Annotated in this window: 18 protein-coding genes and 1 pseudogene; 11 read left to right on the plus strand and 8 right to left on the minus strand. The window is 71.0% G+C overall.

Annotated features, from left to right (window positions below):
• The first annotated feature begins 147 nt into the window (after window positions 1-147).
• Complete coding sequence (locus tag AB0H21_RS29325) at window positions 148-750, plus strand: hypothetical protein (RefSeq protein WP_358522818.1); 603 nt, start codon at window positions 148-150, stop codon at window positions 748-750.
• A 24-nt stretch (window positions 751-774) separates the two neighbouring features.
• Here the strand turns inward: AB0H21_RS29325 and AB0H21_RS29330 are convergent, their stop codons facing one another.
• The gene (locus AB0H21_RS29330) at window positions 775-1,164 is read right to left on the minus strand and encodes a helix-turn-helix domain-containing protein (RefSeq protein ID WP_358522820.1); all 390 of its coding nucleotides are present in this window, start codon (window positions 1,162-1,164) and stop codon (window positions 775-777) included.
• Window positions 1,165-1,257: 93 nt separating this feature from the next.
• Here AB0H21_RS29330 and AB0H21_RS29335 point away from each other — a divergent pair, with 93 nt between their 5' ends.
• On the plus strand, window positions 1,258-1,911 hold the full coding sequence (locus AB0H21_RS29335) for an NAD(P)-binding domain-containing protein (RefSeq protein ID WP_358522823.1): 654 nt from the start codon (window positions 1,258-1,260) through the stop codon (window positions 1,909-1,911).
• Window positions 1,912-1,959: 48 nt separating this feature from the next.
• Here the strand turns inward: AB0H21_RS29335 and AB0H21_RS29340 are convergent.
• From AB0H21_RS29340 to AB0H21_RS29360, 5 genes and pseudogenes are all read right to left on the minus strand, one after another.
• Window positions 1,960-2,058, minus strand: a pseudogene (locus tag AB0H21_RS29340) (DNA-binding response regulator); the annotation flags it as partial.
• Between the two features lie 282 nt (window positions 2,059-2,340).
• Entirely contained in the window at window positions 2,341-2,970 is a 630-nt protein-coding gene (locus AB0H21_RS29345; protein ID WP_358522825.1) for an FAD-dependent oxidoreductase, read from the minus strand.
• A complete protein-coding gene (locus AB0H21_RS29350; protein WP_358522827.1) occupies window positions 2,967-4,061 on the minus strand; it encodes a methyltransferase in 1,095 nt (364 codons plus the stop codon). Before AB0H21_RS29350 ends, AB0H21_RS29345 begins: the two co-directional genes overlap by 4 nt.
• A complete protein-coding gene (locus AB0H21_RS29355) occupies window positions 4,058-5,185 on the minus strand; it encodes an aminotransferase class V-fold PLP-dependent enzyme (protein ID WP_358522829.1) in 1,128 nt (375 codons plus the stop codon). The genes AB0H21_RS29350 and AB0H21_RS29355 overlap by 4 nt, the downstream gene beginning before the upstream one ends.
• Window positions 5,185-6,006 (minus strand): tryptophan 2,3-dioxygenase family protein, encoded by an 822-nt coding sequence (locus tag AB0H21_RS29360; RefSeq protein ID WP_358522831.1) that lies wholly within the window; start codon window positions 6,004-6,006, stop codon window positions 5,185-5,187. The genes AB0H21_RS29355 and AB0H21_RS29360 overlap by 1 nt, the downstream gene beginning before the upstream one ends.
• Before the next feature lie 530 nt (window positions 6,007-6,536).
• Here AB0H21_RS29360 and AB0H21_RS29365 point away from each other — a divergent pair.
• Together AB0H21_RS29365 and AB0H21_RS29370 are read left to right on the plus strand one after the other, a co-directional pair.
• Window positions 6,537-8,042 carry a ricin-type beta-trefoil lectin domain protein gene (locus tag AB0H21_RS29365; protein WP_358522834.1) on the plus strand — a complete coding sequence of 502 codons (1,506 nt, stop codon included), beginning with the start codon at window positions 6,537-6,539 and terminating at the stop codon, window positions 8,040-8,042.
• Window positions 8,043-8,182: 140 nt separating this feature from the next.
• Window positions 8,183-10,201 (plus strand): beta-1,3-glucanase family protein, encoded by a 2,019-nt coding sequence (locus AB0H21_RS29370; protein WP_358522835.1) that lies wholly within the window; start codon window positions 8,183-8,185, stop codon window positions 10,199-10,201.
• A 70-nt stretch (window positions 10,202-10,271) separates the two neighbouring features.
• Here the strand turns inward: AB0H21_RS29370 and AB0H21_RS29375 are convergent, their stop codons facing one another.
• Window positions 10,272-11,294, minus strand: a complete 1,023-nt coding sequence (locus AB0H21_RS29375) for a LacI family DNA-binding transcriptional regulator (RefSeq protein ID WP_358522837.1) — start codon at window positions 11,292-11,294, stop codon at window positions 10,272-10,274.
• 170 nt (window positions 11,295-11,464) lie between these two features.
• Here AB0H21_RS29375 and AB0H21_RS29380 point away from each other — a divergent pair, with 170 nt between their 5' ends.
• From AB0H21_RS29380 to AB0H21_RS29410, 7 genes are all read left to right on the plus strand, one after another.
• Entirely contained in the window at window positions 11,465-12,541 is a 1,077-nt protein-coding gene (locus AB0H21_RS29380) for a substrate-binding domain-containing protein (protein ID WP_358522840.1), read from the plus strand.
• Window positions 12,542-12,614: 73 nt separating this feature from the next.
• A complete protein-coding gene (locus AB0H21_RS29385) occupies window positions 12,615-14,150 on the plus strand; it encodes a sugar ABC transporter ATP-binding protein (protein ID WP_358523153.1) in 1,536 nt (511 codons plus the stop codon).
• Window positions 14,143-15,108 carry an ABC transporter permease gene (locus AB0H21_RS29390; RefSeq protein ID WP_358522842.1) on the plus strand — a complete coding sequence of 322 codons (966 nt, stop codon included), beginning with the start codon at window positions 14,143-14,145 and terminating at the stop codon, window positions 15,106-15,108. The genes AB0H21_RS29385 and AB0H21_RS29390 overlap by 8 nt, the downstream gene beginning before the upstream one ends.
• Window positions 15,105-16,127 (plus strand): ABC transporter permease, encoded by a 1,023-nt coding sequence (locus AB0H21_RS29395; RefSeq protein WP_358522845.1) that lies wholly within the window; start codon window positions 15,105-15,107, stop codon window positions 16,125-16,127. The genes AB0H21_RS29390 and AB0H21_RS29395 overlap by 4 nt, the downstream gene beginning before the upstream one ends.
• Window positions 16,128-16,294: 167 nt before the next feature.
• Window positions 16,295-19,051, plus strand: coding sequence for an AbfB domain-containing protein (locus AB0H21_RS29400; RefSeq protein ID WP_358522848.1), 2,757 nt, complete (start codon window positions 16,295-16,297; stop codon window positions 19,049-19,051).
• Window positions 19,052-19,124: 73 nt separating this feature from the next.
• Complete coding sequence (locus tag AB0H21_RS29405) at window positions 19,125-21,944, plus strand: RICIN domain-containing protein (protein ID WP_358522850.1); 2,820 nt, start codon at window positions 19,125-19,127, stop codon at window positions 21,942-21,944.
• A gap of 83 nt (window positions 21,945-22,027) precedes the next feature.
• Window positions 22,028-22,723, plus strand: a complete 696-nt coding sequence (locus tag AB0H21_RS29410) for a response regulator transcription factor (protein WP_358522853.1) — start codon at window positions 22,028-22,030, stop codon at window positions 22,721-22,723.
• A gap of 52 nt (window positions 22,724-22,775) precedes the next feature.
• On the opposite strand, the gene AB0H21_RS29415 is transcribed toward AB0H21_RS29410, so the two are convergent.
• On the minus strand, window positions 22,776-24,086 hold the full coding sequence (locus AB0H21_RS29415) for a HAMP domain-containing sensor histidine kinase (protein WP_358522858.1): 1,311 nt from the start codon (window positions 24,084-24,086) through the stop codon (window positions 22,776-22,778).
• Between the last annotated feature and the right edge of the window lie 4 nt (window positions 24,087-24,090).

The following is a 24,090-nucleotide window of genomic DNA, read 5'->3' on the forward strand; positions in this document are numbered from 1 at the left end:
AACTCGGCCTCCCCGCCACCGACGAAGACCACCGCCGAGTCCTCGCCGCCCTCGCCTACCTCCGCGCCTCCACCTAGCCTCGCCCTCCGCAGCGCCGGGTTCCGCCCGGTATGGCGCGTGGCCTTGGGGTTGGACACACTAACGCTCATGAAACGTCCCGCTGCGTTCCTTGCAGACCCGCCCTCCGACGACCCCTCCGTGACGGCCGCCTACGAGGCCGATGTCACCTCCGACGGCTACGTCAACAACCTCACGCGTGTCTGGTGCTGGCGTCCTGACGTGCTCACGTCCTTCCAGAACCTGCGCGCCGAGCTCGCGGCCGATTCGAGCCTGTCGACCCGCGAGGTGGCCGTGATGGTCGCCGCCACCGCCGCCGCCCGCGGCGACGCCTACTGCTCGTTGGCATGGGGCGCCAGGCTGGCCGAGCTGAGCGACGAGGAGACCGCCGCCACGGTGCTGCGCGGCGGTGACGCGAACCTGTCCGATCGGGAGGCCGCGCTGGCGCGCTGGTCCCGTCAGGTCGTCCTCGACCCCAACGCCACGAGCCAGGCCGACATCGACAGGCTGCGCCAGGCCGGCTTCAGCGATCGGGAGATTTTCGAGGCGACGACCTTCATCGCGTTCCGGACGGCGTTCTCCACCGTCAACGACGCGCTGGGAGCGTGGCCCGATCAAGAGCTCGTCGAGAAAGTGCCGCCGCTCGTTCGCGAAGCCGTCACCTACGGCCGGATACCCCAGCCGGACGCATAACCTCTCCGTCCAGGCGGCGGCACATCAGTCGGCGGAGAAGGTGGGCAGGGCCGCGTCGGCGCGGTCCTGTGCTTGGAGAACCTCATCGCCGTGCTCGAAAGCCCACTCCCCGAAGGCTTCGATGGGGCCCAGCAGCGTGCGGCCGAGGCCGGTCAGCTCGTACTCCACCCGCGGCGGCGCCTCGGCGTAGGCGCGGCGGGAGACGAGGCCGTTGTACTCGAGGCGGCGCAGCGTCTCGGTCAGCACCTTGGCGCTGATGCCGCCGATGCGCTCGCGCAGGTCACCGGGGCGGCGCGGCCCGTCCCGCAGCCCCCACAGCACGACGGCGTTCCACGTGTTGGCGATCAGGTCGAACGCGAGCCGCGCTTGGCAGTCGGCGAGGAACATCTCGCTCACCGCGGAACGGTCGTCCACCGAGCCTCCAGGATCGCTCCCCCGTCGGGCACCGAACGGTACCCATCGGAATGTCTACCTTCGTCCTACACCTTGTCGAGCGAAGGAGGACGGATGCGCATCGGCATCCTCGGGGCGGGCCGGATGGCGGACGCTCTCGGAACCCAGTGGGCCCGTGCGGGCCACGAACTGATGGTCAGCGGGCGGGCCCCGGAGAAGGCCGCGGCCCTCGCCGAGCGAATCGGTCCCGCCGCCCGGGTCGGCACGTTCCGCGAGGCGGCGACCTTCGGCGACGCCGTGTTACTCGCCATCCGCGACGACGGCGTCCAGGACGTCCTGGCCGCGGCCGGCGCGGCCGACGGCACGCTACAGGGGCGCGTGCTGGTCGACTGCACCAACCCGGTCGTGCCGGAGAAACTCACCTTGAAAACGGCCGGAGGTCCCTCGATGGCCGAACGCGTCGCGGCGGCGACGCGCGCGCACGTCGTCAAGGCGTTCAACCTGTGCCACGAGGACGTCTGGCGCATGACGCCACCCGTCTTCGACGGCGTCAAGCTGGCGGTGCCGCTCTGCGGGGACGACCCGGACGCGCTCGCGCTCGTCCGAACCCTGGTGACCGGCCTCGGATGCGAGCCGATCGACGGAGGCGCCCTCGAACGCGCGGCACTGCTCGAAGCGACAGCCGCCTTCATGATCGGCCTATGGTTCAGCGGCGCCAACGCCCAGGCCGTGATCCCCCCGCTGAAGTACGCCTTCGGCGCCCATTAATTCCTGACGCCTGGCGCGAATGACGCCTGATAGCCGCCCGCCTCGGGCTCAAGGGCGGTCGTGGTCGCCGGGCCGGACGAGGCCGCTCTCGTAGGCGAAGACGACCGCCTGAACCCGGGTGGTGAGGTCGAGTTTCATCAGTACCCGGGACACGAATTCGCGCAACAGACGCGTTCGCGTGCTCATCCCAGCCGACGCCATGTCGGCAGCGCTGTCCTTCTTAACCAGACCGGCTGAGGTTCGTTCACCCACCCGTGCCGCTCCGTCGTGGTCAAGCACCGCGCTCCCACCCTTCAACGCTTACCCGATAAGCAACCGGCACAAGTAACAACCCACGTCACAGCCGACCGCAGTCACCTCCGTCTGCACCAGAGCAAGGCAGGGTGGCTAATCAGACCGTCGCCACGGTGGGCAGGTAGACCGGAGGGGCTACTGTAGAGGGATCCCCTCCCGGACTCGTGCCCGTAACGCCGCCAGCTCTTGCTGCACGACATGCGGCCCGACAAGCATCAGAGCATGTAGGGCGCTCAACTCGCGGGCACGCATCCAGATGCCCGACGTGGGTGCCTGGAAGGGGAGGATCTCGATCGAGTGGTTCCTGAATGCTGACGGGTCCAGGTAGTGCATGCCTCCAGTTCCGCAAAGGTAGGTCCCGACGTCGGCCACGTGCCCGCCGACCGGCGCGAGGCCGTACCGCGCGGCGGCCGTGGTGAGCTCGCCCCACCGCACCCCGGGGCCGACCTTGGCCGTCCGGCTCGCCGGGTCGACGACGATGCGCTTCATCGGGCCGAGGTCCAGGACGAGCCCGCCCTCGGTGGTGGAGAAGCCGGGGAAGCTGTGCCCGCCGCCGCGGACGGCGATCTCCAGGCCGGCGTCACGGGCGACGGCCAGCGCGGAGCGGGCGTCGTCCGCCGTGCGGCAGCGGGCGACCACGGCCGGTCTGCGGTCGATCGACCTGTTCCACACGCGGCGGGCCGACTCGTAGCCGTCGTCCCCGGGCAGGATCACCTCCCCGGCGAAGCCCTCCGCCAGCGTGCGTAACGGGATGTCACAGGTCACCTTTCCTCCAGCATGTGCGGGCGTCGGGACGGATTCGTGGTGGACTCCGCCACCGGTTCGAGGGGCCGTGCGTCCTTCGTCGCGACGATGAGCTCGACCGGGCCGGGGAGCACGGTGACGTCTCCGAAGCCGGTCCGCCGCAGAAGGCGTACGTAGTGTTCGACGTCGTAGAGGCGGCTGACGCACGCGTCGACGCCCATGAGGAAGTACGACCAGAAGAACTGGGCGGCGAGCCGTTCGGGGGTGCGGAACTCCTCGCATATCAGGATCCGGCCGCCGGGCCGGAGGGCGTCGTGGGCCTTGCGGAGCAGCGCGCCCGCCGTGGGGACCGGCCAGTCGTGCAGGACCCGGACGAACGACATGGCGTCGTACCCGGCCGGGAGGGCTTCGCCGAGGAAGTCGCCGCCGACGAACCCGAGCCGGTGTCCGTGCGGGCTTTCGCACCGGGTGCGGCCGACCAGCGGCTCCGCCTCCGGCAGGTTGTAGACGTCCACGCGCAGTCCCGGGGACCCCGCCAGCAGGTGGGCGGCGAGCGTGCCGTCGCCGCCCCCGACGTCGAGCAGGCGCGGCGCGGGAGCGTTCCACAGCAGCGCCGCGTGCGCGGCGAACGTCTGGACGAACGGGGCGAGGCCCGCCGCCATGCTGCGTTCGAAGCCGGCCAGTTGCTCGGGTCCCTTCGGCGGCCAGGCGAAGTCATCCTCGGGAATCGAGGTCTCCCCGCGGAGCACGTCCGTGAGCCTGCCGTGCAACAGCCGCCACGGGTAGCGGTCGCGGTCGAGCTCCAGCGAACCCGGGCCGGCGACGCCCGCCGCCTCACGCAGGCCCGGCACGGCCCGGTAGCGGGTCAGGGCGAAGTCGTCACCGGTGGCCTCGCCGCGGACCATGCCGAGGCTCTCCAGGCAGTCCAGGAGCTTGTACAGGCGCCCGGGGACGACGCCCAACCGGGCGCCGAGCTCGGCCACACAGGTCTCGCCCTCCTCCAGAGCGTCGATCAGGCCGAGGTCGAGCGCGGTGCGCACGACGTCCACGGCCTTGGCGCCGTTGGCGAGGAGGCTCATGAGCGCCCGCGGCGACAACGTCGTACCGGTCATCTGCGGGCCCGCCTCCTCTCGGCCTCGACGGCGTCCATGAACGCGTCGACCTCCTCGATCGTGTTGTAGATGTGCGGCGCGACCCGCAGGGAGCCGCGCCAGCTGCACACGGCGCCGCGGTCCGCCAGCGCCTTCTTGACCTGCTCGGCTCCCGGGAAGCGCAGGCAGACGACGCCTCCGCGTCCGCCGGGGTCGCGCGGCGTGAGCACCTGGATGCCGGCGGCGTCGGCGCGCTCCAGGACGCGGTCGGTGCAGGCCAGCGAGTGGCGCCTGATCGCGTCGATGCCCACGAGGGTCAGCAGGTCGAGCCCGACCCGGGAGATCATCGGCCCGAGGGGCATGGGCGTGCCCCCGGCCAGGCGGCGGGCGTCCGGGGCCCACCCTGCCACCGGGCCGAAACCGGTCGGGTCCTCCCCCGCGAGCCAGCCGGTCGCCGCGGGCCGGAGCTCGGGGAGAAGGTCGGGGCGCACGTAGAGGAACGCGGTGGACGCCCCGCACATCCACTTGTGCGCGCCGCCCAGGAGGAAGTCGACGCCGAGGGCGGTGACGTCCAGCGGAACGGTGCCCACGGTCTGGTAGGCGTCCACGATGACGTACGCTCCGGCCGCGTGCGCACGCGCGGTGATCCGTTCCAGGTCGAGGACCGCCCCTGTGGCGTAGGCGCCGTGCGAGACGCAGACGCACGTGGTGCGCTCGTCGATGGCGGCCTCCAGCGCGCTCACGTCATGGCCCTCGACGTGCACGACCTCCAGCTCGGCCCCGTAGCGGGCGAAACCGCGCCACAGGAACGGAACCGTCGGGAACTCCAGGTCGGTCGTGATCACCTTGGGGCGCCCGCCCCGGAAATCGAGGCAGGTCGCCACGCGTGCGAGAAGAGTGCTGAGGTTGAGGTCGGTGACGACCGAGCCGGCGGGCGCGCCGATGAAACCGGCCACGGCGTCGGCGTAGGCGTACATCTGCTCCAGCCAGCCGGACCATGCCTCGTCCCGCCAGCCGGCCAGCGTCTCCCAATATCGCCGCAGGACCGTCTCGACGCCCCGGGGCACCGCTCCGGTCGAGTTGCTGTTCAGGTAGAGACATTTCTCCAGCAGTGGGAACTGCGCGCGCAGCGTCGTCTGGTCCATCACAGCCCCGTCCGCGTGGTCCGTTCCGCCCCCGGCGCGTACCCGCCGCCGCGGTTCCAGGTGGCGGTCATCTGCTCCCGGACCTTCCAGAGCCGGCGGAAGAGCGGCTGCGTCATCCGGCCGGCCAGGATCTGCGTGGAGACCCCGTCGAGCGCCGCCGTGCCCCTGCTGACGCCGATCGTCCGGCGGACCAGCATGAAGTGGTTGAAGAGCCACGTCTGATAGGCCTGGTCGACGTCCACGAGGCACTCGAGCACGCGCTTGAGGTCGAGCCGCGCCGGGTCCGGCACCGCGTAGACGTCGTAGATCGAGGTCCCGCGGCGGTCGACGAGCCGGTCGATCGTCTCGGCCACGTATTCGGCGGCCACGCGCACCCGGTTGAATCCCGGGGACTCCTGGCCGCTGCCGTTGCCGAGGTGCCGTCTGATGGTCTGGTAGGTGTCGGGCGTCAGCGTGTCCAGCACGTGCAACTCGCCGCCCAGGCAGTGGCTGATCCGGATGATCCGCTCAAGACGGGCGGACGCGTCCCACAGGGCGTCTCCGTCCAGTTCCCCGACCAGTTCGGTGAGTTCGTGCGTCAGCAGCTTCAGCCACATTTCCTGCACCTGGTGCACGATCTGGAACATCAGCTCCTCGGAGCAGCTGAGTTCGTCCGTGCCGGACTGCAGGGTGAACAGGTCGGAGGTCTTCAGGTACAGCTCGTAGTCGAGCTTCCCCTCCCCCACGAAGGTCTTCAGTACATGGTTGAATATCGGCTTCGATAACTCCTCTCTCAGGTCGTCCACGGCGAGACGCGCGGTCTGCGCGGGTTGTGCGGTCAAGGTCCCCATCCCCCTGTGCGTGATCATTTGCTTGTGCTTCACCGGACCCCGATGCCGGCAGCATGGCCGCGGCCTGGCGTAATCGCGCCTCGACGGCCGCCGAGACCCGCCGGCGCTCCACGCCGCCCCTGGCACGTCCGGTGGCCCCCGTGACATCGACTCTGCGGCACCGGTGTGTGAGCGAGCGTGTGACGGCTCGGCTTCAGCTCGGCCGCCGTCGAGCATCCGCGCACACGCGCCGTCACACGCCGTTGCCGCAGGCTCGGGCTCATCCGCCGGGGGCGGACGCGCGCCGCGTGCCCGGATCGGGAGGCGCTGTCGGGAGTGCAATCGATTTGCGCGTGGACGGGCCGCGGTTTTCGGTAAGAGTCTCGCCGTCTCCTACCTGGCGATTCTTGGACGGCCGGGCGAACCGGCAGGTCATGGCGGCATCTCGATGATTTTCAGGGGTTGACGGACGTTCGTAGAACTGTAAAGTTTCTTTATTGAGAGCGCTCTCACGCCAATCCCACCCCCCCCTAAGGATCGTCGTGAGACTCACCGTGCTGACCGGCGCGGCGGTGTTCGCCGTCGCGCTCCTCCCCTCCGTAACCGCCTACGCCGCCCCCTCCCCCGACCCGGCCGCCTCGGCGGTGACCCAGCAGCAGGCCCTCCAACGCGACCTCAACCTCACCCCCGCGCAGGCGGACATCCGCCAGGCCCACGAGGCGGCCGCGGCCATCGTCGAGAAGGGGCTGCGCACGCGACTGGCCGACCGGTTCGCCGGCGCCTGGTACGATGCGGCCCAGCAGCGGCTCAAGGTGGGCGTGCTCGACACCCGCGACGCCGCCCTCGTCAGCGCGGCCGGCGCGCTGCCCGTGACGGTGCAACGCACCGAGAAGCAGCTGACGGAGGCGAAGGCGGCGCTCGACCGGGCCGCCGGCGCGGCCGGCACGGACGTCTACCGCTGGTACGCCGACCCGGCGGCCAACGCCATCGTGGTGTCGGCGGCCGACACCGCCGCCGCCGAGCGCCTGGTCAAGGCCGGGAACCTCGACCGCGGCGCGGTGCGGATCTCCATCGGGGAGGCGCTCCGTCCCGTGTACGACCTCCGCGGCGGCGACCAGTACGTCATCAACGGCAACACCCTGTGCTCGGTCGGGTTCTCGGTGGACAACGGCGGCTTCGTCACCGCCGGCCACTGCGGCCAGACCGGGAGCCCCACCCTGGGCAACAACAATGTCAGCCAGGGCACCTTCGCCGGTTCTTCCTTCCCCGGCAACGACTACGCCTGGGTGCGGACCAACAGCAACTGGACGCCGCGCCCCTGGGTCAACAACTACGGCGGCGGCGTCGTCTCGGTGGCCGGCTCGCAGGAGGCGCCGGTCGGGGCGTCGATCTGCCGGTCCGGGCGCACCACGGGCTGGCGCTGCGGCGTGGTCCAGTCCAAGAACGTGACCGTCAACTACTCCGGGCAGCTCGTCTACGAGCTCACCCAGACCTCGGCCTGCGCCGAACCCGGCGACTCGGGCGGCGCGTTCATATCCGGGGACCAGGCCCAGGGCGTCACCTCCGGCGTCGCCGGCAACTGCTCCAGCGGCGGCATCACCGTCTACCAGCCGGTCAACGAGATCCTCGGCGCGTACGGCCTCACCCTGACGACCACCGGCGGGAGCACCAGTTCGCTGATCAGCAGCCTCAACAACAAGTGCATCGACGTGCCCGACGCGAACTTCAGCGACGGCAAGCAGTTGCAGATGTACACCTGCAACGGCACCATCGCGCAGAAGTGGACGTTCACCGGCGGCACGCTCCGCTCGCAGAACAACCTGTGCATGGACGTGGCCTGGGGATCCCGCGACAACGGCGCCGCGATCCAGATCGCGACGTGCAACGGCACGGGCGCGCAGCAGTTCGTCCTGTCGGGCGCGGGTGACCTGGTCAATCCTCAGTCCAACAAGTGCGTCGACATCGGCGGCTGGAACCCGAACGACCGCGCCCCCCTGATCCAGTGGGAGTGCCACGGCGGCGCCAACCAGAAGTGGCGCCGAGGCTGACAGCTCGACGGCACGGCCGGTGAAGTCGGCCGTGCCGCACCCGCTCCCTTCACCCCCCACCCCGATGCCCCCGCCGTTGTCCCGCCGCCTTGCGCGGCGAGGACGGCGGCCGGGTGCGCAGGTCCCAGAGGAGCCGAGGTATGCACGTATCGTCCCGGCGGTGGCGCCTTCTGGCCGCCGTCATGATGCTGGCCCAGGCGGTTCTCATCGCCTCGGGCCAGCGGGCGGCCGACGCCGCCGTCACGCAGTTGCCCTTCACCGTCACCAACAACTCCGGCCGCGGCGACGCGACGTACATCTATGTCATCGCCCGCAACTCCACCGGCCAGCAGGGATACGTGGACGGGTCGGGAACCTGGCGCGCGTACAGCTTCCCCCCGTCCACGCCCAACGGGCCCGTGCTGGCCCCCGACATCTCCATCCCCGGGCCGGGCAACGGCGCGAGCAGGACGGTCATGCTGCCGCCGAGCCTGTCCGGCGGCCGCGTCTACCTGTCGATGGGGAACAAGCTGCAGTTCCTCCTGACGACGAACGGCCTGGTCGAGCCCGCGCCCTGGGTCCCGAGCGACCCGAACGCCAACATCCTGTACGACTGGACGGAGTTCGCGCGGGCCAGCAGCGGCGGCACGGGCATCTTCATCAACTCCACGACGGTCGACATGTTCAGCATCCCGCTGACCGTCAGCGTCACCGACACCGCCAACAGGACGCAGACGCAGGGCATCACCGGGAACCGCACCGGCATCCTGAACGCGTTCGGCGCGCTCGGGTCGCCGTGGTCGGGCCTGACCACGACGCGCACCTCCGACGGCCTCCCGCTGCGCGTGCTCTCGCCCGTGCACGCCATCCCCAGGGGGTCGTTCCCCTCGGGGTACCTCGACTCCTATGTCAACGCCGTGTGGTCGTACTACGCCACGCACACGTTGAACGTGCAGACGTCGCTGGGCGACTTCACCGGCACGACCAGCGGAGCGAACTGGACGTTCAGGGGCACTTCCGGCAACGTCATCGGCACGCTCACCAGGCCCGCGACGAGTGACGCCTTCGCGTGCGCCGGGGGCTTGCAGCCGCCGAACCAGCCGGACCAGGCGGCGATCCTCGCGGTCGGCGCGCGTGTGTGCGCGGCGCTGAACCGGGCGACGCTGTCGACGGCGGGCCGGGTCATGTTCGACACGCAGCCGACGACGGACCCGGCGAGGTTCTACGGGCAGTCCGCGTCTAACCTCTTCAGCAAGACGATCCACGACTTCTCGCTGAACCGCCTGGCGTACGGCTTCTCCTACGACGACGTGGGCGGGTTCGCCCCGGTGATCGACCAGCCGAACCCGGCGTCGGCCGGTATGACGATCGGAAGCTTCGGCACGGGCGGCGGAGGCGGCGGCACGGTCGCCGGGGAGCCGATCACGGGTCCGGGCGGCAAGTGCGTGGACGTCTCGGGCGACGACAACGGCGGCAACGGCGCGCCGGTGCAGCTCTGGGACTGCCAGTCCTACGCCGTGGACCAGCACTACACGATGGTCGGCAACACCCTGCGCACGTTCAACGGCGGCAAGTGCCTCGACGTCGTGGACAACGCCACCGCGAACGGGTCGAAGGTCCAGATCTGGGACTGCTCCGGCGCCGGCAACCAGCAGTGGGTGCTGCAGTCCGACGGGTCCATCAGGAACGCCGGGTCCGGCCGGTGCCTCGACTCCCCCAACGGCGCGACCGGCAACGGCACCCGGCTGCAGATCTGGGACTGCAACGGCTCCGCAGCGCAACGCTGGTCCTTCGCGGGCGGGGCGAACATCGCCGGCCCCGGCGGCAAGTGCGTGGACGTCTCGGGCGACGACACCGGCGGCAACAACGCCGTCGTCCAGCTCTGGGACTGCAACTCCAACGCGAAGGACCAGTTCTGGACCTGGAGCGGGCAGACGCTGCGCACCCTCGGCCGCTGCCTGGACGTGCAGGGCGGCGGCACCGCGAACGGCACGTTGCTGCAGCTCTACGACTGCAACAACACCGGCGCGCAGAACTGGGTGCAACTGTCCAACGGGTCGATGCAGAACCCGCAGTCCGGCCGGTGTATCGACTCCCCCAACGGCGCGACCGGCAACGGCACCCGCCTGCAGATCTACGACTGCAACGGCACCGCGGCACAGCGCTTCGCCGTGCAGTGACCCGCCGTCACGTGGCCGGCGTCGCCCCGGCGCCGGCCACGTGGAGGTCGCTCCGGAAGGAGGCGGCGGCTCACGTCCGGCCGATGGTGCTCTCGCGGATCTCCAGGGCGAACGGGGTCTGGACGTCCTGGACGTCGAAGGGCGCGGCGTTCTCGGCGGCCTCGGCGCTCCTGGCGTGGATGAGCGAGACGGCGGCCTCGGCGATCGCCCTCTTGTCGGGGGCGATCGTGGTCAGCGACGGAACGCTGTAGGCGCTCTCTTCGGTGTTGTCGAAGCCGACGATCGCCAGGTCCTCCGGGACGCGGACGCCGCGGTCGGCCGCCGCCCGCAGGGCGCCGATGGCGAGCAGGTCGTTGAAGCAGAAGACCGCGTCGGGCCGTTCGGGGAGGTCGAGCAGGTGGCTCATGGCCCGCGCGCCCTCCCCGCGGTGGTATTCGCGCACGGGGACGTCGAGTTCGTCGTCCTGCGGGAGCCCGGCCTCGCCGAGGGCCGCGCGGTACCCCTCCAGGCGCAGGGCCGCGGTGCCGCGGGTCGGGTTGCGGCCGATCGCCGCGATCCGGCGCCTGCCGATCGTGGCCAGGTGGCCGACCGCCGTCCGCGCGGCGAGGACGTTGTCGATGGCGACGTGGTCGATCGGCACGTCCACGGCGTGCTCGCCGACCATGACCAGCGGCACCCTGGAGTCGAGGTCGGCGAAGTCCTCCGCCGAGAGGGCCTCGGGGCTGAGGATCGCGCCGTCGATCATGTGCGGGCCCATCGAGGTGAGGGCGGTGCGCTCGCGGTCCCGGGTGCCCTGGGTCTGCTCGATGAGCACGTTCCACCCGTGGGCCTGGGCGGCGGTGATGATGAGCCCGGCGAGTTCCCCGAAGTACGGGATGCTCAGCTCGGGGAGGACGAGGGCGATGAAGCCGGTCTTGCCGCGACGCAGGTTGCGGGCGCCGATGTTGGGCCGATAGCCGGTGGCGATCAGCGCCTCTTCCACTTTGCGGCGGTTCTCCGGCTTGACGAACGCATAGCCGTTGACCACGTTCGACACGGTCTTCACCGAGACGCCGGCCAGCTCCGCGACGTCTTTGAGTGTGGCGGCCCTCACGCGGATCCCTTCACGGATCTGTTATGTCAACGCAAGCCTAGACGTTTTTTCCCTATTTACAACGTTGCTACAACGTCGTAAAAAAGTTGGTGACGCGTCACGACCGGCCGGGACGGCGTACTACGCCCGCGTCTCGAACAGCCCCGCGGGGAACGACCAGAGGAGCTCATATGACAGCCATCAGACAACGGATCCCGGCCGGCGTCGCCGTCACCGCGGTGATCGCTCTCACGCTCACCGCCTGCGCGAAGAGCGAGGAGGGCACGTCCACCGCCACGAACACCGGGCCCGCCGCCACGGCCGCCTCCGCGCAGCCGACCGGGACCGGCTGCACGCTCGCGGGGACCGGCTACCCCAAGATCGACCTGAAGACGGCGAAGATCGGGTTCTCGCAGTCCGAGAAGGAGGCCAACCCGTTCCGGATCGCCGAGACCCAGTCGATCAAGGACGAGGCCGCCAAGCTGGGCGTCCCCACGGGCAACCTGCTGGTCACCAACGCCCAGAGCGACCTGAACAAGCAGGTCAGCGACATCAAGTCCATGCTCGACCAGGGCGCCCAGGCGTTGATCGTCGCCCCGCTCAACTCCGACGGCCTGCAGCCCGCGCTGGACGCGGCCAAGGCCAAGAAGGTCCCGGTCATCACGATCGACCGCAAGGTCACCTCGCAGCCCTGCACCGACTACCTGACCTTCATCGGCTCCGACTTCGTCAAGCAGGGCGAGCGGGCGGCCGACCAGATGATCCGCGTCACCGGCGGCACGGCCAAGGTGGCGATCTTACTCGGCTCGTCCGGGAACAACGTGACCACCGACCGGACCAAGGGCTTCAAGGACAAGGTGGCCGGCACCCCCGGCATCTCGATCGTCGCCGAGCAGACCGGCGAGTTCGACCGCTCGAAGGGGCAGGCGGTGACGGAGCAGCTGCTTCAGAGCCACCCCGACCTCACCGCCGTGTACGCCGAGAACGACGAGATGGGCGTCGGCGCGGTCAACGCCATCAAGGCGGCAGGGAAGAAGCCGGGCAAGGACATCAAGATCGTCTCGATCGACGGCACGCGCAACGCGGTCAAGCTGATCACCGAGGGCTCCTACAACGCCGTCGTGGAGTCGAACCCGCGGTTCGGGCAGCTCGCCTTCCAGACCCTCCAGCAGTTCGTGGACGGCACGCCGATCCCGCCGAACGTGATCATCGCCGACGACGAGTACGACGAGACCAACGCGGCGTCCAAGCTGGCGAACTCCTACTGACCTTGTCCGCCGGCCGGATCCCGGTAGGGGGTGCGTCCGGCTCGTCCTGAGAACGGAGGGTTGTGTGGACGAAATGGACGTACCAGTGCTCGAGGTCGTCGAGGTGAGCAAGGAGTTCCCCGGAGTGCGGGCGCTCGACCGGGTGTCGTTCCGGCTGCGCTCCGGTGAGGTCCACGCCCTGGTCGGGGAGAACGGAGCCGGCAAGTCCACCCTGATCAAGGTGCTCACCGGCGTCTACCAGCCGGACGGCGGGCAACTGTTGCGCGATGGGCGGCCGGTGGTGTTCGGCACGCCGATCCAGGCGCAGCGGGCGGGGATCTCGACGATCTACCAGGAGGTCAACCTGGTGCCGCTGATGAGCATCGCGCAGAACGTCTTCCTCGGCCGCGAACCCCGGGACGCCCTGGGGCTGATCTCCCGGTCCCGGATGCACGCGATGGCCGCCGACCTGCTCGCCGGGTACGGCATCACCGAGGACGTGCGGCGGCCGCTCGGCAGTCTGGGCGTCGGCGCCCAGCAGATGGTCGCGCTGGCCAGGGCCGTGTCGGTGGACGCGCGGGTGGTCATCATGGACGAGCCGACCTCGTCGCTGGAGCCCCGCGAGGTGGAGACGCTGTTCGAGGTGATCGGCCGGTTGCACCGGCAGGGCATCGCGATCCTCTACGTCAGCCATCGCATGGACGAGCTGTACCGGATCTGCGACCAGGTGACCGTGCTGCGGGACGGCAAGCTCGTGCACACCGGCCCGCTGGCCGAGGTCGACCGGCTCTCCCTGGTCTCGATGATGCTCGACCGCGAGATCGGCGAGGTGCGGGCCCATGGCGTGACGAGCTTCGGCGAGGACCGTCACGCGGCGGCCGAGACGCTGCTGCGCGCCGAGGGCCTTTCCAGCCGTCACCGGCTCGCGGACGTCTCGGTGACCGTCCGGGCCGGGGAGATCGTCGGCCTGGCCGGGCTGCTCGGCTCGGGACGCAGCGAGACGGCCCGGGCGCTCTTCGGCGCGCTGCCCCTGGACGCCGGCTCGGTGGTGCTCGCCGGGAAGGCGGTCAGGCCCGGGAGCACGTCCGCGGCGATCTCCGCGGGCATGGCGATGCTGCCCGAGGATCGCAAGGCCGACGGGATCATCCCCAACCTGTCCGTCCGCGAGAACATCGTCCTGGCCGCGCTGCCCCGATTATCCAGGTACGGCCTGGTCAGCCGGGCCAAGCAGGACAAGATCGTGGACATCTTCGTCAAGCGCCTCCGCATCAAGATCTCCAGCCCCGAGCAGAAGGTCTCCGAGCTGTCCGGCGGCAACCAGCAGAAGGTGCTGCTCGCGCGCTGGCTGTGCACACAGCCCGCGGTGATGCTGCTGGACGAACCCACCCGAGGCATCGACGTCGGCGCCAAGGCCGAGGTGCAGAAGCTGATCGACGAACTCGCCGCCGAGGGCATGGGCGTCCTGCTGATCTCCTCCGACATGGAGGAGCTGATCGACGGCGCCGACCGGCTGGTGGTCCTGCGCGACGGCGCCGTCGTCGGCGACCTCCGGGGCGACCAGGTCACCGAGGGCGGCGTCCTGGCGGCGCTCGCGCACCCCTCCGAAACCGAAGGGGACCCCGATGAGTGACGCGGCCCTGGCCTCACCAGCGCGCGCCCGGCGCGCCCACGCGAACCGGCTGCAGGAGTACGGGGTGTACGTCGCCGTCGCGGCCCTGCTGCTGTTCAACGTGGCCTTCACCTCCAACTTCCTGTCGCTCGGCAACTTCCGGACCCAGCTCGTGCAGGTGGCCCCGATCGTCATCGTGGCCCTCGGCATGGCCCTCGTGATCGGCACGGAGGGCATCGACCTGTCGGTCGGCGCGGTCATGGCGCTGGCCGCCGCGCTGATCCCGCTCTACCTCGGCTACGGCCTGGTGCCGGCGCTGGCCATGGCCCTGATCGCGGGCCTGGTCGCGGGCGTGTTGAACGGCGTCCTGGTCGCCTATGTCGGGATCCAGCCCATCATCGCGACGCTCGCGCTGCTGGTCGGCGGCCGGGGCCTGGCCCTGGTCATGGCCCAGGGGCGGCTCGTGGACATCCACAACCCCGCCTTCCTGAACCTCGGCTCCGGAGACCTGCTCGGCATCCCGATCAGCGTCGTCGTCGCGGCCGTCCTCGCGGTGCTGACCGGGCTGCTGATCCGCCGGACCGCCCTCGGCCGGCGGATCGTCGCGATCGGCGGCAACCGCTCGGCCAGCGCCCTCGCCGGGCTGCCGGTGCGGCGGGTGCTGGTCACGGTGTACGCGATCTGCGGGTTGCTCGCCGCGCTCGCGGGCGTGCTGGCCACCGCCCGTCTCGGCGCGGGCGACCCCGCCGACACCGGCATGCTGATGGAGCTGTCGGCGATCACGGCCGTCGTGGTCGGCGGCACTCCCCTGTCCGGTGGCCGGGTGCGGGTCGCCGGCACGGTCGCCGGGGCGCTGCTCATGCAACTGCTGTACGCGACCATGATCAAACACAACCTGCCGGACTCCAGCGCGCAGATGGTCCAGGCGGCGATCATCGTCGTCGCGGTGTACGTGGCGCGCGAACGGAGCGGCCGATGAGCACCTCGACCACCCCCACCGGATTCCACGAGAGCGCCCCGGCGCCCGGCCGCGCCACGCGGGGGGCGGCCCGCCGTGAGCTCGTCGCCGGGCTGCTCCAGCGGCAGGGCGCCGCGCTGGTCTTCGCCGCGGTGATGGCCGTGGCGTGGATCACCTTCCCCGGCTTCGGCACGGCGGGCAACCTGCGGACGCTCGCGCTGCAGAGCTCGTTCCTCGCCGTGATCGCGCTCGGCATGACCCTGGTGATCATCTCCGGCGGCATCGACCTGTCCGTCGGCTCGGTCTACGCGCTCGGCGGGGTGCTGGCGGCCTACGGCTCACGCTGGGGCTTCTTCGGCGCGCTGCTGCTGCCGCTGGCGGTGTGCGGGCTGATCGGCCTGATCAACGGGCTGCTCGTCGCCCGCGCCGCGATGGCGCCGTTCATCGCCACCCTCGCCACCCTGCTGTTCGCCCGGGGACTGCTGCTGGCCATCACCGGCGAGGGCGCCACCACCTACAAGATCGACAGTGACCAGGTGTTCCTGGAGATCGGCCGGGGCGTCCTGTTCGGCATCGGCTACCCCGTCTACATAACGCTGGCCCTGTTCGTCGCCGGAGGCCTCCTGCTGCGGCGGACCGGGTTCGGGCACGCCCTGTTCGCGACCGGCGGCTCGGAGAGCTCGGCCGTGCTGATGGGGCTCCCCGTCGCCCGCACCAAGATCATCGTGTACGTGCTCAGCGGCCTGCTGGCCGGGTTCTCCGGCGCGATGACCGCCGCCTACCTGCAGTCCGGGGTAACCGTCATCGGCGTCGGCACCGAACTGGACGCGATCGCCGCCGTGGTGATCGGCGGCACCCTGCTGACCGGCGGCGCGGGAACCCTGATCGGCACCCTGTTCGGCGTACTTCTGCGCAACGTCATCCAGAACATCATCAACCAGATCGGCACGCTGGACGGCAACTTCCAGTCGGTGGTCAGCGGCGCGTTCCTGCTGGTCGTCGTGGTCGTCCAGCGAACCCTGTCCCACGGCCGCCGCTGACCCCGCAAAACACATGTCCGCGCGAGTCCCGGCACGCTCCCAGGCCGGCGGCTCGCACCCCACCCGCTCACTCGTACTCCATCCATCCCCCCGATCCGAGGACGAGCCATGTCGCAGCCACCCCCGAAGCCCAGCACCGGATCCCGCCGACCGCAGGAGCCCAGCCGATGAGACTGATCAAGGTTCTCACCGCCGTCGTGGCGCTGCTCGCCGGGACGCTGGTCACCGCCGCGCCCGCGCACGCCGACTACATCCCCAAGACGCCGCCGCTGACCACGCCGTGGACGAGCCAGGTGTCGCTCACCAACCCGCTGCCCGAGTACCCCCGCCCGCAGCTCACCCGCCCGGACTGGCAGAGCCTCAACGGCCAGTGGCAGTTCGCCGGCGCCGCCGACCTCAACAGCCCGCCGATCGGCCGGAACCTCGCCGAGACCGTCCTGGTCCCGTACCCGATCGAGTCGGCGCTGTCGGGCATCAAGCGGCACGAGAACAACATGTGGTACCGCCGCACGTTCACCGTCCCGCCCGGGTGGAACGGGCAGCGCGTCCAGCTCAACTTCGGCGCCGTGATGTACCAGGCGTCGGTATGGGTGAACGGCGTCAAGGTCGGCACGCACAGCGGCGGCTACGACGCCTTCACCTTCGACATCACCGGCGCGCTCAACCGCGGGTACAGCACCAACGAGATCGTCGTCGGCGTGTACGCGCCGGTCGACGCCGCCGGGTACCCGCTGGGCAAGCAGCGGCTGAACCCGAGCGGCATCTTCTACACCGCCTCCAGCGGCATCTGGCAGACCGTGTGGATCGAGCCGACCAAGGCCGCCCGCGTCACCCGCCTCGACACCACCCCCAACCTCGCCGCCGGCGCCCTGGACCTCGTCCCGCAGGTCAGCGGCACCGCGCAGGGCGTGCGGGCCGAGGTGCTCAAGAACGGCGCCGTGGTGGCCTCGGCCACCGGGACTCCCGGGCGGCTTCTGCGCGTGCCGATCCCCAACCCGCGCCTGTGGACCCCGGACGACCCGTTCCTGTACGACCTGCGCGTCACCCTGACCGGCGAGGGGGGCGGCGACGTGGTCGGCGGCTACTTCGGCATGCGCTCCATCGGCAAGGCCATGGTGGGCGGCGTGCTGCGGCCGGTCCTGAACGGCAAGTTCGTGTTCCAGCTCGGCACCCTCGACCAGGGCTTCTGGCCGGACGGCATCTACACCGCGCCCACCGACGAGGCCCTGCGCTTCGACCTGGAGAAGCAGAAGTCCCTGGGCTTCAACATGGTGCGCAAGCACATCAAGGTCGAGCCCGCCCGCTGGTTCTACTGGGCCGACCGGCTCGGGCTGATGGTGTGGCAGGACATGCCGTCGATGCGGACCGGCGTCAACCCGTCCACCGCCGACCGCGCGAACTTCGAGTCCGAGCTGCGCCGTATGGTCGACCAGCTCAAAGGCATCACCTCGATCGTGCTGTGGGTGCCGTTCAACGAGGGCTGGGGCGAGTACGACCCGGCGCGGATCGCCGACCTGGTGAAGAGCTGGGACCCCACCCGGCTGGTCACCAACAACTCCGGCTCCAACTGCTGCGGGTTCGATGGCGGCAACGGCGACACGATCGACGACCACATCTATGTGGGGCCGGGCAGCCCTCAGATGCCCACCGCGACCCGCGTCGCGGTGCTCGGCGAGTACGGCGGCCTCGGCCTGCGGGTGTCCGGCCACGAGTGGTCGCCCGGCAACGGGTTCGGCTACGAGTTGCTGCCCACCTCCGCCGCGCTCACCCAGCGGTACGTCGACATCACCGGCCGGTTGCGCGACCTGATCTTCACGCACGGCCTGTCCGCGTCGGTGTACACCGAGCCGACCGACGTCGAGAACGAGGTCAACGGCTTCTACACCTACGACCGGCGGATCGAGAAGATGGACTTCGCCCAGGTGCGGGCGGTGAACACCTCGGTCGTGAACGCAGCGCAGGGCACCTACGTCCCCGTGAACCGGCTCGTGTCGCTCAAGGTCACCACCAGCGGGTACACCGACAGGTCGCTCAGCCTCTCCGCCGGGCTCGGCGTGACCTCGGTCGTGGACGCCGCGTCCTCCGACGCGCTCAAGCGCGACAGCACCTTCTGGACGCGGCCGGGCCTGGCCGACGCCGGCTGCGTGTCGTTCGAGTCGCGCAGCGCCCCCGGGCAGTTCCTGCGGCACTACAACCACCGGGTGCGCCGCGACGCGAACGACGGCTCGGCGCTGTTCAAGGCCGACGCGACGTTCTGCGTCCGCGCGGGGCTCGCCGGCGGCGGCAGCTCGCTGGAGTCCTACAACCTCCCCGGCCGGTACCTGCGCCACATCAACTCCGAGGTGTACATCTCCAACAAGAGCGGCGCCAACCCGTGGGACAACCCGGCGAGCTTCGCGGAGGACGCGACCTGGGCGGTCACCTCGCCCTGGTGGGTCAGCGGCGCGGACCTGCCCACCGGGCAGGCGCGGTCCCTGCAGGTCGTGACGCCCGGGTTCACCGACCGCTACCTGCGCCACATCAACGGGGTCGGCACCACCGAGGTGGTCACCGGCGCGAGCGACGCCACGCTCAAGGCCGACGCCACCTTCATCATCAGGCCGGGCCTGGCCGAGCCGAGCTGCTACTCCTTCGAGTCGCGCAACTTCCCCGGGAACTACCTGCGCCATTCGGCCTTCCGCATCCGCAACGACGCTCGTGACGGCACGGTCCTGTTCGACCGGGACGCCACGTTCTGCGCGCAGCCCGGCCGCTACGGCTCGGGCGACGTCACCCTCAACTCCTTCAACTTCGGCGACAACAACATCCGGCACTACGCGGCCGAGGTGTGGATCGCCTCCAACGGCGGCTCGCACCCCTACGACTCGCCGACCTCCTACGACGCCGACGTGACCTGGCACCTCGCCGCCCCCTGGGCTCCCTGACCCAGGGCCCGCCACACTCGTCCCGCCCGGACCGCCCTCCGGGCGGGACGCCCTGGCCGAACGGACCCGAACCATGACCCTCGCACGTCGCACCTTCCTGGCGGGCGGCGTCGCCGCGGTGGGCATCGCCGCGGCCGGCCTGCCCGCCGCCCCGGCGTCGGCCGCCGCGCCCGCCTACCCCGGCAACCGGGCCCCGCTCCAGCCCGCCGCATTCCTGCGCCTGCCGCCCGGCGCCACCCGCGCCCGCGGCTGGCTGGCCACCCAGCTGAACCGCCAGCTCACCGGGCTCTGCGGTCGCTATCCCGAAATTTCCCACTTCCTGCAATACGACAACACCGGATGGACACGCGGAAACCTCGGCGGCTGGGAAGAGGTGCCGTACTGGCTGCGCGGATACGTGGACCTGGCGTACGTCACCGGCGACGCCACCGCGCTGGCCACCGCCGACCGCTGGATCAACGGGGTGCTCGGCACCCAGAGCGCGGACGGGTTCTTCGGCCCGCAGCCGCTGCGCACCTCGCTGAACGGCCACGCCGACCTCTGGCCGCACATGCCGATGCTGCACGCCCTGCGCTCGCACGCCGAGTACACCGGCGACGCACGCGTGAACCCCTTCCTCGGCCGCTTCTTCACGTACATGAACGCCCAGCCCGCGGGCGTCTTCCGGGACGGCTGGGGCACCTACCGGTGGGCCGACACCATCGACGTCGTCTACTGGCTCTACAACCGGACCGGCGAAGGCTTCCTGCTCGACCTCGTCCGGAAGATCCACGCCAACTCCGCGAACTGGGTGAACAACCTCCCGAGCCAACACAACGTCAACATCACCCAGGGCTTCCGCGAGCCCGCCCAGTACTGGGTCCTGTCCGGCGACCTGAGCCACCGCACGGCCACGTACAACGACTACGCCGCCGTCCAGAACGCCTACGGCCAGTTCCCCGGCGGCGGCTTCGCCGGGGACGAGAACGCCCGCCCCGGCTTCGGCGACCCCCGGCAGGGGTTCGAGACCTGCGGGATCGTCGAGTACATGCTCAGCCACGAGATCCTCACCCGCGTCACCGGCGACCCGGTCTGGGCCGACCGCACCGAGGAACTGGCCTTCAACTCGCTGCCCGCCGCGCTCGACCCGCAGGGCAGGGCCGTCCACTACATCACCAGCGCCAACTGCGTCGACCTGGACAACAGCCCCAAGACCATGGGCCAGTTCGAGAACGGGTTCGCCATGCAGTCCTACCGGCCCGGCGTCGACCAGTACCGGTGCTGCCCGCACAACTACGGCATGGGCTGGCCGTACTACCTCGAAGAGATGTGGCTGGCCACGGGCGACGGCGGGCTCTGCGCCGCCCTCTACGGCCCGTGCACCGTCACCGCCAAGGTCGCCGGCGGGGCGAGCGTGACCGTCACCGAGAGCACCGACTACCCCTTCTCCGGCACCGTCACCTTCACGCTCGCCCTCGGCGCGCCGGTGGCGTTCCCGCTCGTCCTGCGGATCCCGGGCTGGTGCTCCGCGCCCGACCTGCGCGTGAACGGCGCCCCGGTGACGGCGGGCCCCGGCCCCCGATACGCGACCGTCGCCCGCACCTGGTCCAACGGCGACACCGTCACCCTCCGGCTACCCATGCAGCCGGCCGTGAAGATCTGGCCGGCCCAGCACAACGCCGCCTCCGTGAACTACGGCCCGCTGACCTTCTCCCTGCAGATCGGCGAGAACTGGGTGCAAACCGGTGGATCCGCCCAGTTCCCCGAATACGACGTGCACGCCACCACCCCATGGAACTACGGCCTCGTCCAGGGCGGCACGTTCACCGTCGTCGCCGGCGGCAACGCCGACGACCCGTTCACCTCCGCCGGCGCGCCGGTCCGGCTGCGCACCGGCGCCCAGCGCATCGACGCCTGGCAGGCCGACGCGCAGCACGTGGTCACCCCGCTGCAGGACGGCCCGGTCGCCGCGTCCACACCCGTCGAGCAGGTCACACTGATCCCGATGGGCGCGGCACGGCTGCGCATCACGTCCTTCCCGCAGACCGGCGGCACCCGCCCCTGGCTGCCGCCGGGCGCCGCCTTCCGCCTCCAGAACCGCAACTCCGGGAAGGTCCTCGGCGTGGACGGCATGTCCACGGCCGACTCGGCCAACGTCGTGCAGTTCGCCGACAACGGCACCGCCGACCACCTGTGGCGGATCGAGGACGCGGGCGGCGGCTACGTGAAGCTGCGCAACGTCCTGTCCGGCAAGGTGCTGGCGGTGGAGAACATGTCCACGGCCGACTCCGCCCGCGTCCAGCAGTACTCCGACACCGGCACCCTGGACCACCAGTGGCAGCTCGTCGACGGCGGCAACGGGTATCTGCTGCTGCGGAACCGCAACAGCGGCAAGGTCCTCGGCGTCTCCGGCATGTCCACCGCGGACTCCGCGCAGGTCGTCCAGTTCGCCGACAACGGCACCGCCGACCACGACTGGCGGCTCATCCCGGACGGCCAGGTCAGGATCTCGAACGTCCACTCCGGGAAGGTGCTGGCCGTGGAGAACATGTCCACGGCCGACTCCGCCCGCGTCCAGCAGTACTCCGACAACGGCACCGAGGACCACCTGTGGACGTTCCTCCCGGACGCCAACGGGTACTTCCGGATCCGCAACGTCCATTCCGGCAAGGTCCTCGGCGTCTCCGGCATGTCCACGGCCGACTCGGCGCAGGTCGTCCAGTTCGCCGACAACGGCACCGCCGACCACCTGTGGAGGTTGAGGATCAACACCGGCGGCTCCGGCGCCCTGCGCGTCCAGAACGCCAACAGCGGCAAGGTGCTGGCCGTCCACGACATGTCCACCGCCGACTCCGCCAACGTCGAACAGTTCACCGACAACGGCACCCCCGACCACGACTGGCGCATCCTCTGACCGCGCCGCCCCCTTGATACGTCGCGGCGGCCCGGCGGCGGTGACGCGGCCGGGCCGGACGGAGCGGCGTCTACGATCGAGTCATGGCGGGTGCGAGCGTTCTCGTGGTGGAGGACGACCTGGTGATCGGCGCCGAGCTGACCGAGGCGCTGGAGGTCAACGGGTACGCCTCCACACTGGCCGCCGACGGGCGGGCGGCGCTGGACATCGCCCAGGCGGACCCGCCCGCCCTCGTCCTGCTCGATCTGGGGCTGCCCGACATGGACGGGGTGGCCGTCTGCCGCAAGCTCCGCCTGGCCGTCCCCGACGCCGTGATCGTCGTGCTCACCGCCCGCACCGAGGAGTTGGACGTGGTCGTCGCGCTCGACGCCGGGGCCGACGACTACCTGACCAAGCCGTTCCGCCTGGCCGAGCTGATGGCCCGCCTGCGCGCGCACCTGCGGCGGCAGGCCGTCCTCCCACAGGAGCGCACGCTGGCGGCGGGCCCCCTGCGGCTGGACCTGCCGGCCCGGCGCGCCTTCCTGGACGGAGCCGAGCTGACCTTGCGTCCCAAGGAGTTCGACCTGCTCGCGGTGCTGGTCAGCAAGGCGGGAGAGGTCGTCACCCGCGAGGAGCTGATGGACCGGGTGTGGGACGAGAACTGGTTCGGCTCGACCAAGACCCTGGACGTGCACGTGTTCGCGCTGCGCCGCAAGCTGGAGGAGTCCGGCGCGCGGTCGGACAAGGGCGTCCCGCGGATCACCACCGTCCGGGGCCGCGGGTACCGCTACGAGCACTGATCGGCGCGCGCGCCGCCTCGCGGGCATCGCGCGGCCGTACCGGGTGGCCTGATCACGCCGGGGAGGCGGGCAGTAGCAGGCTGAAGACCGGCGGGGCGTTGCGGTGCAGCACCAGGCGGCCGCCCTCGGCCTCCGCGAGAGACCTGGCGAGCGGCAGCCCGATCCCGTGGCCGTCGTGGGCCGAGGCCGGCCGGGCGAACACGTCCTTCCCCTCCGGGACGCCCTCCCCCTGGTCGCCGACGTTCACCGCCACGCCCGGGCCGACGTCCGCGACCGTGATCACGACCTCGCCGGTCCCGTGCGTCAGGGCGTTGTCGAGCAGCACGAGGAGGATCTGCCGCACGGCCGCCGGGGCGGCGGTCACCGGGGGCAGGTCGGGCTCGATCCGGATGGTCAGGCGCCGGCCGCGCTCCGCCAGGAGGCCGTGCCAGTGCCGGCGCACCTCCTCCGCCAGGGCCGGCAGGTCGAGCGGGCGCCCCCCGGCGTGGGTGTGGCGGGCCAGGGTGACCAGGTCCTCGATCACCGTCCGCAGCCGTTCGCCCCGGGCCAGGGCGGTCCGGATGGCGTCGGTCTGGTCGGCGGCCGGGCGGGCGAGCGCCGACTCCAGGCCCAGCAGCAGACCGGTCAGGCCGGTGCGCAACTGGTGGGAGACGTCGGCGCTGAACGCCTGCTCGCGGGCCAGCACGTCGCCCAGCCGCCGGGCCGTGGCCTCCAGCGCCTCCCCCGCCTGGTCGGCCTCGCGCAGCCCCGATCGCGGGGCCCGTACGGTGAAGTCGCCGTCGCCGAGCGCCAGGGCCGCGCCGGTCAGGCGTTCCAGCGGCGTGGCGAGCCGGCGGGACAGGTAGATGGCCATGCCGGCGGCAAGGCCGAGCGCGACCAGCCCGAGCGCGGCCATCAACAGCCACGCCCGGTGGATCCGGTCCTCGATCAGGTCGTGGTGGACGGCGACCCGGACGGCCAGCCTGATCCCTTCGTCCGAGGGGATCGGGGCCGTCACGGCGAGGTAGCCGTCCTCGATGCGCTGGTGCGTGCGCCCGTCGCGGCTGATCGCGGCGAGGGCGGAGGTCTCCGGGCCCGCGCCGAACAGGCGGCGGGCCCCGTTGACCGTGTAGACGCCGACGGTGAGGTCGGCGGCGATGTCGCGGGGCAACGCCGCCGGCAGGCGAGGGTCCTTGCCCACGTCGTCCGGCACGGCTGCGGCGATCCAGGCGGCGTCGCGCTGGAGCGCCGCGGCGGTCTCGTCGTGGTAGAGCTGGTCCACCGAGACCGCCAGCGGCGCGGCGAACAGCAGCACGGCCAGGGCGGTGACGGCGACGATCGCCGCCAGCGCCCGCCGCCGCAGCGGCGTGCCTTCAGCGCTCATGCGC

Origin of the sequence: Sphaerisporangium sp. NPDC051011, from assembly GCF_040653595.1 — a bacterium.
In the GTDB taxonomy this organism is placed as follows: domain Bacteria; phylum Actinomycetota; class Actinomycetes; order Streptosporangiales; family Streptosporangiaceae; genus Sphaerisporangium.